The sequence below is a fragment of the Sphingobacterium sp. UBA865 genome (assembly GCF_002295765.1).
Classification (GTDB): Bacteria; Bacteroidota; Bacteroidia; order Sphingobacteriales; family Sphingobacteriaceae; genus Sphingobacterium; species Sphingobacterium multivorum.
Genome location: NZ_DBGB01000016.1, coordinates 58,560 through 69,637 on the forward strand (window position 1 = coordinate 58,560; position 11,078 = coordinate 69,637).

Below are 11,078 nucleotides of genomic sequence, written 5' to 3' on the forward strand. Positions count from 1 at the left end.
CTTAACTAAATGAGGAGCCTTTCGTTTGTCTATTTAATAGTCTATTGCTATAATAGATTTCAGTGGTATTAACACGCCACTTTTAATCTGAATATATCTATCGGTTAACGACCATACGGTGGTCTCGATACGCTTTGGTCCGGAATCAGTCTCAAAGGCGATTTCAGTTTTGGATTTAAACTCATTTCCCAACCGAAGTGCCCCTTTCAATTTATCCATAAAAGTCGCTGTCTTATCTTCACTCGCCGGGATAAATTTAAATTGAGGAATTTCCTCTTTAGCTATTAGTTCTCCAACCATAATACTAGCATTTAATGTGTAAATTATTGTTTTGCGCTATGCTACTCTTATAACGCTTTAAAGCCAATCTTATTTTATCTCTTTCTGCCATTGGCTTATTTAAATCTACCGATTCCCATGATAAAAATCAATTAAATCCTTGAAAACTATCATTTATTTTACAATAAAAAAACGATTGTACTTTGGACACACTACTCCCCTTTGAGGGTCACCGGCAGGTCCAACAGGCATTTATAACGAGATATCTAAATATAGTGTCATTTCATTTTGAATTTATAGCCCAAATCATTCATATTACCTATTTTTGATCAAAAAAATATGTAAATGGAAAAATCTGTTTTTGAAAAAGAGTGGGAAATTTATTTCACGCAATGCTATTCTAATGGCCGTATTCGTTTCTCCGATTTATCCAATATTCTGCAGCTTACCGCGGGAGAACACGCCAATGCTGTGGGATTCGGTTTTAAAGAAATGGCCAAACATAACCAAACTTGGGTACTTAGCCGCATACGTATAGAGATTGCACGATTGCCCAAATGGATGGACATCGTCAAGGTTAAAACTTGGATACAGGAATTAGAGGGCGCACGCTCAACACGGAATTTCGAAATTACCGTCAATGGACAGATCTATGTTACGGCAACCAGTTATTGGGCTGTCATCAATACCGTGAAGCGGAGCTCTGAAACACTCGCGATTTCCACCGAAAATTTTACCACCTATCCGGATCGTCCCGCAACACAACGGCCATTTTCAAAATTGGATATTTCCCAGACAGTCAAAAATCTTGATGAATATTGTGTTAAGCTCTCGGACCTGGATATTGTCAATCACGCCAACAATGTAAAATACCTGGACTGGTGTATGGACAGGTTGCCCATTGAGCTTGTATTGACCAATCAAATCAAATCATTAGAGATGAATTACCTGCGCGAATTACGCTATAATGATACCGTAGAGATTAATGGTGATGCGACAGATCAGGGTTACTTTATGACAGTGACCAAACAGCAGCGCATTCATTTTGCGCTAGCCATAGAAACAAAATAAAAAGGGAAAACAAGATAAGAACGCGAAACAATAAAAAAAGGGAGGCTACGGGCCTCCCTTTTTATCTTACATAGCGCATCGTTTATGCAAATGCCTTATCGCCTTTTTTGTAAGGAAGGTTACCATCAAATTTTCCCGGAATCTTCACAAAACGTAATGCTTTTGTACAACCCAGCTCCGAGTTAAAGAAACCGGTCAATGTCAATTGCTTGAACATCGTAAACCAATGTGGTGGATCGTTCTCAACATAATTATACAATTGATTTTGTTTTTCTTTATTCTTCTCCAGAATATCCTTTTGATCTTCAGCTTGCTTTTTATTAAACTCGTTTGCTTCTTTATCCAAAGCAGCTGCAACAGCCGTTCTGTCTTCCGCAGAAAGCTCCAGGAATGGTTTTCCTTTCACCTCTTTTGCCTTATCATCTAAGCTCGCAAAACCAGTTAAAAATGCCTTTTGTTGCTTCTCCGTATAACAATCGCGAACCATGACTGGGATAAAACTTCCTACCCCTGCTTCTTTCGCACCCGGAGTTGCGGTAGCTGGTAAGATTGCTTCAGCCAAGTCACCTAATAAATCAGTTGTCTTCGCTTCAAATAATGCTTGCACATCTTTGGTTGCTGAGCGTGTACAACCTTCCAAAAATAAATTAGCGCCGATAACGGTACCTCCTAAAATTAAGGCAACTCGTTGTAATGCTTCTCTTCTATTCATACTACTAAATATCTTAATTTTAGAAATTATATTTCATTTCCCACCCTTGTCTGTAATTACGTTTTACATATTGATTGACGTTGTCAAAGTTGGTGACACGCATGTTATCGTTATCCCACAACAATTTCAGGTTACGTCCAGGGTATTTACCATCAATACGTAAATCAGCACCTCTGATTGCCAGGTTAGCCATTAATAAAGCTTCTGTCAACGGACCTGCTATTTCAAAAGGTGAACTTACTTCTTTCTTGCCGTATCCAGCCTGACAAGCTTCAACCCATTGTGCGTAGTGTCCACCTTCTTGTCCTGGTACACGGGCATATTTCTGTGCCACCTGCTCTTTTCTTGAAGTCGGCAACAAGCGTGCATTCTGGCCGTAGGTATCCGCAAGGATTTTACCTTTTGTACCTACAAGTAAGATACCGTTACCACCATCACCAAAAATTTCGTTTGGACCTAATTCATCCGGGCGAGCAGGCTGAATACCACCATCCATCCAATGTAAAGTCACCGGACCATTGGTACGTGGTGTTTTAGGGAATGTTAATGTCGCATGGCTCGACGGAGGACAGCTTTCAGGGAAATATCCACGTTTGAATTCATCCACATACACCGATCCTACAGTTGCCTGTACATCCTGTACATATGTCAATCCCAAGGTACTGAAAGGAACTTCCAACAAGTGACAGCCCATATCGCCCAATGCGCCAGTACCATAATCCCACCAGCCGCGCCAGTTGAAAGGCACCAATTTATCCACATACTCTTTATAAGGCGCTGTACCTAACCAAAGGTCCCAATCCAATTCTTTTGGAACTTCGGCCTTGCCTGTAGGCCATGCAATACCTGAAGGCCATACCGGACGATCTGTCCAACAATATACCGTATGTACATCACCGATCAGACCTGCTTCATACCACTCACGTACAAAACGTGGTCCATCATTCGATGCACCTTGATTTCCCATCTGGGTAACCACTTTATATTTTTTAGCTGCATGCGTCAATGCTCTCGCTTCCCATACATCGTGAGTCAACGGTTTTTGAACGTACACGTGTTTACCCAATTGCATAGCTGCAAGTGCCTGAATCGCATGTTGATGATCTGGAGTTGATACAGAAACGGCTTCTATACGTTTGTGCTCCTTATCCAACATCTCACGGTAGTCTTTGTAATACTTTGCTTTCGGGTAACGTTTCAACGCACCAGCTGCACGACGGTCGTCCACATCACACAAGAAAGCAAGATCTGCTTTTCCTGAATCATGGAATGCATTGATGTCACTAAAACCTTTACCCCCTACACCAATACCTGCTACTTGTAATTTGTCACTTGGAGCTGTAAAGCCATTTCCGCCCAATACATGGCGAGGGACGATCATAAAAGCCGCAGCAGCTGTTGCCGCGCTCTTTATAAAACCTCTTCTACTCGTCTTATTTGAGTTATTTTCCATTGTTATCAATCTTTAGCTATTAGATGTTACCTTTTTTCAATTCGCTCACTGCGAAATCAACCGCACGAGCAGTAAGTGCCATATACGTCAATGAAGGGTTGACACAACCTGCAGAAGTCATACAAGCACCGTCCGTTACGAAAACATTCAATGCATCCCAAACTTGGTTGTTACCATTTAATACCGAAGTTTTTGGATCACGTCCCATGCGGGCAGTTCCCATTTCGTGGATACCTTGGCCCAAACCATATACGTTATCGTACGTATAGGTATCTTTTACGCCAATGCTTTCCAACATTTCCTTCATTTCATTTTGCATGTCGCCACGCATCTTCAATTCATTATCCTTGATCTCAGCGTCAAATGATAATACAGGTAAGCCCCATTTATCTTTTTTGCTCTTGTCAAGTGTAATTTTATTTTCGTGATATGGCAAGGTTTCTCCGAAAGCAGTAAAACCAACAGTCCAGTCACCTGGCTCACAGATCGCATCTTTCCATGCACCACCAACTTCCATCTCGGCAACAGCACCAGACCAACGTCCACGACCTGCAGCACCCTGGTAACCAAATCCACGTACATAGTCACGTTTTTTGGTATCACCTTCTACATTTACAAAACGTGGCACATACAAGCCTGTTGGTCTACGACCATATACATAGCTATCCAAATATCCATCTATTTTACCTCCGGCACCACAACGGAAATGGTGATCCATCAAATTGTGGCCCAATTCACCGCTGCTGCTACCCAGACCGCCTTCCCAAACATCTGTAGCTGAGTTCATTAACACCCAAGTCGAGTTCAATGCAGATGCACAAACAAAAATTACTTTAGCGAAAAACTCATACGTTTGGTTTGTTTCAGCATCAACAATTTCAACACCTTTTGCCTTTTTCGTGTTTTTATCGTAGATAATCTTTGTTACGATAGAAAAAGGACGTAAAGTTAGATTGTTTGTTTTACGTGCTGCAGGAAGAGTTGCCGATTGCGTACTGAAATAAGCACCAAAATTACAACCCAACCAACATTGATTTTGATATTGACAATTTACACGATCATGATGCGGAACAGTAATGTTGGCTGTTCTACCCATGATGAAATGACGTTGACCACCATATTGCTTTTTCAAACGCTCAGCCAGGTCTTTTTCAACAATGTTCATCGCCATTGCTGGCATGTAATCTCCATCTGGCAAAGATGGTACACCATCTCTATTTCCGGAGATACCCGCAAATTTTTCAGCATAACTATACCAAGGGGCAATATCCTTATAACGAATCGGCCAATCCACACCGTGGCCATCTTTTAAGTTAGCTTCAAAATCCAAATCGCCCAAACGATAAGATTGTCTCCCCCACATTAAAGAACGTCCACCAACATGATACCCACGGTACCAGTCAAAACGTTTTACCTCTGTATATGGACTCTCCTTTTCATTTACCCAAAAATCCAGGTTCTTCTCATTCAACGGATAATCTCTACGCAAAACCGGATATTCTTCGATCATTTTTTGTGTACGACCGCCAGCATGAGGCCATTCCCATGGATTTTTATTTGGCGCAGTGTAATCCTTAATGTGTTCAATGTTACGACCACGCTCCAGCATAATTGTTTTCAGCCCTTTCTCTGTCAATTCTTTCGCAGCCCATCCACCACTTATCCCCGAACCGATTACAATTGCGTCATAAGTATTTGTTGCCATCTCTCTTCTAATTATTTGTTTTTAAATAGTTATTTTTTCTGTTTAGTGTGCAGCATTTGTACTGTCGATCTTTTCGTCCTTAAATAAAGCTAAAAAGATAAAAAATACAACAGCTGCGATAATTGCAGGTACAACCCAGGTATGATTCCAGAATCCTGCTAGGTCTGTTGCTTTCATTGCTTTGTATTTGTCTCCGACGTAACCCGCTACCCAGAAACCGATCAACTGTCCAACACCATATGTTGCCAGCGTGATCAAGCCCTGTGCTGCAGATTTGTATTTAACACCTGCTTTGCTGTCCGTATAAATTTGTCCCGAAACAAAGAAAAAGTCATAACAGATACCGTGCAATGCAATACCGATCAACAACATGAACGACAATTCACCTGCATTGCCATAAGCAAATAACAGGTAACGGATTACCCAAGCCAACATACCGACCAAAATTGTTTTCTTAAAGCCAAATCTTGTAAAGAAAATTGGGAGTGCCAACAAGAACAATACCTCAGATCCCTGACCAATTGTCATTTTACCAGTAGCATTTTCCAGCCCTATCTCAGAAAGAAAAGGGTTTGCATTTGAATAATAAAATGCCAATGGAATACAGATCAATACCGAAGAAATGAAAAAGATCAAGAAGTTTTTGTCTTTCAACAATTTGATCGCATCCAGACCAATGATTGATGCAAAGGACGGTTTTTCGTTTTCGTCCAGTTTAACCGGTGGAGTTTTAGGTAATGCAAAAGAAAATATACCCAATACTAAAGAAGCAACACCCGATAATAGGAAGGTATTTTTTAATGCTCCTTCAGATGCTTTTGCATCCCAAAAATAGCTAATAACTAAACCAGCAACAATCCAACCAATTGTCCCCCAGATACGTATTCCTGAAAATTGTTTTTCCGGATTGGTCAATTGCCGAAAAGAAACTGAACTAGTCAAAGCCAATGTTGGCATGTAAAGTATCATATAAGCCAAAACATACGGATAAAATGTCGACATGTCTGTTGCACTATACATCTGATACATTAATACTGCACCGACCAAGTGTAAAACACCCAAAATACGCTCCGCATTAAAATAACGGTCTGCAATCATTCCGACAATAAAAGGCGCGATAATCGCTCCCAATGATTGTGTTGAAAATACATTGGCCTTTTCAAATTCTGTTGCATTCAAATTCTTGCTCAAGAAAGTACCTAATGTGACAAACCATCCCCCCCAAATAAAAAATTCGAGGAACATCATAAAGGATAGTTTAAATTTTATTGTTGATGAAATCATAAAAAAAATGGTGTTTTACAATACTACTAATTGGTTTTACCTGCTCAATTTAAGAAATTAAATCTAATTGTCAATAGTACACTATTAAAATATTACAAAAAGCTATCGACCTCGCGATATGCCGCCACCAAGCGATCCTCACCCTCTTTACCAGGCTTGGAAATACCATGCTCCATCCCCATGATACCCTTATATCCTTTACTATGAATGTGTTTGAATACGTTTTTATAATTGATCTCGCCCGTAGTCGGTTCTTTACGACCTGGATTATCGCCGATTTGAATATACGCAATTTCATCCCAACAACGATTCATATTTGCAATTAAATCTCCTTCGGTACGCTGCATATGATAAATATCATACAAAATTTTACAGGATGGACTATTCACGGCCTTACATAAAGCATAGGTCTCATGCGTTTGCTGCAAAAACAAATCTGGTGTATCACTTAAGGTTTCCAACACCATCACCAAACCATGTGGTTCAAAGATCTCCGCACCTTTACGCATCGCAGTAAGGATATTGCTGAACTGATTACCCCAAGGCAGTTTTCTTTCATAAAAGCCCGGTACCACAGTCAGCCATTTTGCGTTACAACGCTTGGCAGCTTCGACAGACTTCTTGCATGTTTCGACAAACTTGTCCAAATACTCCTGTTTTCCTGTCGCTAAAGAAGGCATCCAGTTTTGTCCGCCATCCACAACAAATACACCCATGGTCATGCCTAACTTCGCTAATAAATCACCGATCTTCTGCTGCTCGTCCAATGTTCTACCCAAATAGCCATTATCTTCTATTCCACGGAATCCCAAATCATACATATACCGAATTTCATCCAGGAAATTATCACCTGCATGATTTTTGAACATTCCCTGATGGGGAGCATAATTTAAATTGAATGTCTTTCCTTTATCCATCGTATTTGCTGTATTTTGAGTTGTAGACGCAAAAGTCTGTCCAGCTAGTCCTGCCCCCGCGGCCAAAAGACTACCTTTAATAAAATCCGATCTCTTCATTTTATTTATAATTGATTAATTTTTAAATAATTTACCAAATCCATCCGAATAAATCGTTTCTATGGACTGATTTTTATTTTTAAAAATGACAAAAACCGCCACACCTTTCAATTTTTTGGCCTTTGTCTTAATTTGTTCGGGTTCCATGCCCATAAAATAATTATCCAGTGCATCCGCTTCCATAGCAGTCTTCGCATAGACGCTGACACTCAATATATGGGTCATGTATGGGAAACCCGAAACAGGGTCAATATGATGACCCAATTTTTTCCCTTTGTATTGAATAAACTTTTCGAAACTGCCGGCTGTTGTCAGCGCCCCTTCATTGAGCTGCGCAACAGCAGTCATCAATTCCTCCCCACTTTCACCATCGGGCTGAACAATACCAATGGAAAAGCCCTGCCCACCTGGCGGAGTTCCCAAAGCCCTGATTTCACCACCTACCTCGACCATATAATTGGCAATTCCCTTACGTTCGAGATAGTCGGCCAAGACGTCTACCGTATACCCCTGTGCAATACCATTAACATCGATTTTAATCCCCTGTTTCTTTTTAATCAGCCGGTTGCCGCTGACCTTCAGGTAATGCATTCCCACCAGTTCCTTCGCTTTTCGTACCGTCGTCGAATCCGGGGCCACCGGGCTCTTATTAGCACCAAAGCCCCATAGGTTGACCAACGGGGCAATAGTGATATCGAATTGACCTTTCGATAATTTGTGGTATTTAAAGGAAGCATTTATCACCTTAGCCATGTGGCTATCCATCACAACAGACATTACCGTATCTGTATTGAACTTGGATATCCTCGAGTCTTTGCGGTAAATTGACATCGACAAATCGATTGCCGTTAAGATACTGTCAACTTCCGACCGCCTAACAAGACTGTCGGAAGCGAAGTAAGTGATATGGAATTGGGTACCCTGCGCGGGTCCCTCCAGCCGAATTTTATGGGGTTTCGTTGCCGGTATCTGCGCCTGTGCATCAATGCAACAAATCGTAGCAAAAAATAGAAGGCACAAATTCCACTTTAATCCCATCGGCCCAATTGCTTAAATATATAAGTTGGTGTTTTGACCAGGCATCGCTACTGGGTAAAAACCTTCTGCATCCGGAAGTAATTTTGGTTTAGCATCCCAAGCAAGTACATCTGGTCCCAATTTGATGGTCGATTTCAAGGCTTCATCCCACTTGATTACCTTACCGGTATAACAAGCGATACGTCCGATAATACCTGTTAACGTACTGTAAGCACCATATTCTGCATTATCAAATTTATATTCGCCTTTCGAAATTGCCGTAAATAGTTCTTTATGTTCTTGCTGATACGGGTTTGGATTACCCTTCGCATCATGGCGATAGATTTCCTTTCCCTTCCAGTCGTACAATACAGCCTGTCCACCTGCAGAAAGATAAGCACGTCCTTTTGTTGCCTGGAATTGCTCGTCTACACGGTTATGTATACCTTCGAAGTGTCTACATTGACTATAAACAACGCTGTTGTCGGCATAGGTCAATTCTAATGCAAAATTATCATAGATTTCACCATACTCTTTGCCGGTGCGGTGTGCCCTGCTACCTGTACCTTGGATCGATACCGGGTAAGCACCTTTCACCCAATTGGCGATATCAATATTGTGTACGTGCTGCTCTACGATATGATCGCCACACAACCAGTTGAAATAATACCAGTTACGCATTTGGTACTCCATTTCAGTTTGCTCTGGCTTACGCGGACGCACCCATACGCCACCTGAGTTCCAATAAACTTGTCCCGAAGTAACATCACCGATTGCACCCTCGTGGATACGTTTGATCGCCTCACGGTAATTCGTTTGATAACGGCGTTGTAAACCGACTACAACATTCAATTTTTTACGTTTAGCTTCTGCAGCCACACGTAAGACCTGCTGTACACCAGGGATATCAACAGCGACCGGTTTCTCCATGAAAACATGTTTACCTTGACGGATCGCTTCCTCAAAATGCATTGGTCTAAATCCTGGAGGAGTCGCTAAAATAACAACATCGGCCAATTGAATTGCATCTTTATATGCATCGAACCCCACAAATTTGTGATTGTCACTTACATCGATCTTATCTTGCCATTTTTCCTTCAGCGTTTTATAAGTACTCTCTAAATTATCTTTAAAAGCATCTGCAAGAGCCACCACTTTAATGTTCATGCCCGAACTTAGCGCATCAAATGTAGCTCCAGTTCCGCGGCCCCCACAGCCCACTAAGGCAACTTTGATAACATCCGAACCAGCGGCATATGCACCTGATAAAGGCATTGAGCTCAGCACAGCGCCTCCAGCAACTACAGCAGAAGTTTTAATAAAATCTCTTCTTTCTAGATTTTCCATAACAGTTTTATATTGATTATTTTATATTAAAAGTCTTTGATTGGCTGTTTGTCGTAATAAGCCATAATCTCTTCGTGACTAGGTGGGTTGAGGGGTCTGACTAGTCTCATGCCCACGAATGGGGCTTCTGGAAACCACCAGTTACTTTTTGGAATTTGTGGATCCAACTGTTTCCATACGGGATCTGAGGCACCACGCGCTGCAGAGCGCATGTCCTCGGCACCACTGTCAAAAGCACCACCACGTACAACATGTGGATACAGGGTTGTCGGAACGACTACAGGATTAGTCAATACCTTGCCTTTACCTTCATTGTAACTATCGGCCTTATATTGATCATAAGTCCATTCGGCAACATTGCCATAAATATCATAAAGGCCCCAAGGATTCGGTTTCTTCTGTCCTACAATATGTGTTTTCTGTTCAGCATTATCTTTAAACCAGGCATAATCTGCTAATGGCGTTGCTTGATCACCGAAAAAATAAGTCGTCTTTGAACCTGCCCGAGCTGCATATTCCCACTCGGCCTCTGTTGGTAAACGGTAAAATACACCGGTACGGACATACAGCCACTTACAGAATTGAATAGCATTGTAATGGGTCATCGCTAGGGCCGGGTGCCCTTCCTTTCCAAAACCAAAAGTCATATCCAAATAAGGTTTGGTCGGTCGCGTAACGGCATCAATCTCTTTCGATACTTTACCGTCCTTACTCTTTGCGATCTCATAATCTTTATACAGAAATGGCTCAAACAGATCCCAGGTTACTTCATACTGGCCCATCCAAAATGGATCCAACTTCACCTCGTGTGCAGGTTTTTCATCCTCTTTCCCACCGCTTGTAGTTCCCATTTTAAAACTACCGCCAGGGATTGCCAGCATTTTGAACGTCAGATTAGTCCCTTCAATAGGTTGCTCATAAGGTTCGAAAGCTTTCTGAGCCATAGCGTGCACGCCGGCAAATAACAAAACAGGAATAAAGATTCTTTTTAACATATTTAGGTTTGTAATTAAAGACTAAAATATAAAATAAGGTGTATACTTTACACTTTGACACTATAACTTTTTTATTACAGTTTAATTCTTAACATAATAGTCCATTCGTAATATCGATTTAGCCAGATGCTGGCAAGTATCCCTGGTAACTTAACTAGCCTGAAAATCAAGATCAATAAAAAAGAGGCTGTCTCAAAAA

10 protein-coding genes are annotated in these 11,078 nt (G+C 41.3%); 1 reads left to right on the top strand and 9 read right to left on the bottom strand.

Going from position 1 to position 11,078, the window contains the following annotated elements:
* Positions 1-33: 33 nt before the first annotated feature.
* A complete protein-coding gene (locus B2O97_RS09085) occupies positions 34-300 on the bottom strand; it encodes a hypothetical protein (protein ID WP_172462508.1) in 267 nt (88 codons plus the stop codon).
* A gap of 324 nt (positions 301-624) precedes the next feature.
* Here B2O97_RS09085 and B2O97_RS09090 point away from each other — a divergent pair, with 324 nt between their 5' ends.
* The gene (locus B2O97_RS09090) at positions 625-1,350 is read left to right on the top strand and encodes an acyl-[acyl-carrier-protein] thioesterase (RefSeq protein WP_070561133.1); all 726 of its coding nucleotides are present in this window, start codon (positions 625-627) and stop codon (positions 1,348-1,350) included.
* 82 nt (positions 1,351-1,432) lie between these two features.
* Here the strand turns inward: B2O97_RS09090 and B2O97_RS09095 are convergent, their stop codons facing one another.
* The 8 genes from B2O97_RS09095 to B2O97_RS09130 all read right to left on the bottom strand — a co-directional run bounded on the left by B2O97_RS09095 (position 1,433) and on the right by B2O97_RS09130 (position 10,879).
* On the bottom strand, positions 1,433-2,062 hold the full coding sequence (locus tag B2O97_RS09095) for a gluconate 2-dehydrogenase subunit 3 family protein (protein ID WP_070561134.1): 630 nt from the start codon (positions 2,060-2,062) through the stop codon (positions 1,433-1,435).
* 19 nt (positions 2,063-2,081) lie between these two features.
* On the bottom strand, positions 2,082-3,515 hold the full coding sequence (locus B2O97_RS09100; protein ID WP_070561135.1) for a Gfo/Idh/MocA family protein: 1,434 nt from the start codon (positions 3,513-3,515) through the stop codon (positions 2,082-2,084).
* Positions 3,516-3,534: 19 nt separating this feature from the next.
* Entirely contained in the window at positions 3,535-5,220 is a 1,686-nt protein-coding gene (locus B2O97_RS09105; RefSeq protein WP_070561136.1) for a GMC oxidoreductase, read from the bottom strand.
* 42 nt (positions 5,221-5,262) lie between these two features.
* Entirely contained in the window at positions 5,263-6,501 is a 1,239-nt protein-coding gene (locus B2O97_RS09110) for a nucleoside permease (RefSeq protein ID WP_070561211.1), read from the bottom strand.
* 95 nt (positions 6,502-6,596) lie between these two features.
* Entirely contained in the window at positions 6,597-7,520 is a 924-nt protein-coding gene (locus tag B2O97_RS09115) for a hydroxypyruvate isomerase family protein (protein WP_070561137.1), read from the bottom strand.
* A 15-nt stretch (positions 7,521-7,535) separates the two neighbouring features.
* On the bottom strand, positions 7,536-8,558 hold the full coding sequence (locus tag B2O97_RS09120) for an FAD:protein FMN transferase (RefSeq protein WP_286767289.1): 1,023 nt from the start codon (positions 8,556-8,558) through the stop codon (positions 7,536-7,538).
* 12 nt (positions 8,559-8,570) lie between these two features.
* On the bottom strand, positions 8,571-9,884 hold the full coding sequence (locus B2O97_RS09125; protein WP_046672915.1) for a Gfo/Idh/MocA family oxidoreductase: 1,314 nt from the start codon (positions 9,882-9,884) through the stop codon (positions 8,571-8,573).
* A gap of 26 nt (positions 9,885-9,910) precedes the next feature.
* A complete protein-coding gene (locus tag B2O97_RS09130) occupies positions 9,911-10,879 on the bottom strand; it encodes a formylglycine-generating enzyme family protein (RefSeq protein ID WP_070561140.1) in 969 nt (322 codons plus the stop codon).
* Positions 10,880-11,078: the final 199 nt, after the last annotated feature.

What these genes read in the sequence shown, in the direction of transcription:
- B2O97_RS09085 (WP_172462508.1), bottom strand. Translation starts at nt 300, where the DNA reads ATGGTTGGAGAACTAATAGCTAAAGAGGAAATTCCTCAATTTAAATTT.
- B2O97_RS09090 (WP_070561133.1), top strand. Translation starts at nt 625, where the DNA reads ATGGAAAAATCTGTTTTTGAAAAAGAGTGGGAAATTTATTTCACGCAA.
- B2O97_RS09095 (WP_070561134.1), bottom strand. Translation starts at nt 2,062, where the DNA reads ATGAATAGAAGAGAAGCATTACAACGAGTTGCCTTAATTTTAGGAGGT.
- B2O97_RS09100 (WP_070561135.1), bottom strand. Translation starts at nt 3,515, where the DNA reads ATGGAAAATAACTCAAATAAGACGAGTAGAAGAGGTTTTATAAAGAGC.
- B2O97_RS09105 (WP_070561136.1), bottom strand. Translation starts at nt 5,220, where the DNA reads ATGGCAACAAATACTTATGACGCAATTGTAATCGGTTCGGGGATAAGT.
- B2O97_RS09115 (WP_070561137.1), bottom strand. Translation starts at nt 7,520, where the DNA reads ATGAAGAGATCGGATTTTATTAAAGGTAGTCTTTTGGCCGCGGGGGCA.
- B2O97_RS09120 (WP_286767289.1), bottom strand. Translation starts at nt 8,558, where the DNA reads ATGGGATTAAAGTGGAATTTGTGCCTTCTATTTTTTGCTACGATTTGT.
- B2O97_RS09125 (WP_046672915.1), bottom strand. Translation starts at nt 9,884, where the DNA reads ATGGAAAATCTAGAAAGAAGAGATTTTATTAAAACTTCTGCTGTAGTT.
- B2O97_RS09130 (WP_070561140.1), bottom strand. Translation starts at nt 10,879, where the DNA reads ATGTTAAAAAGAATCTTTATTCCTGTTTTGTTATTTGCCGGCGTGCAC.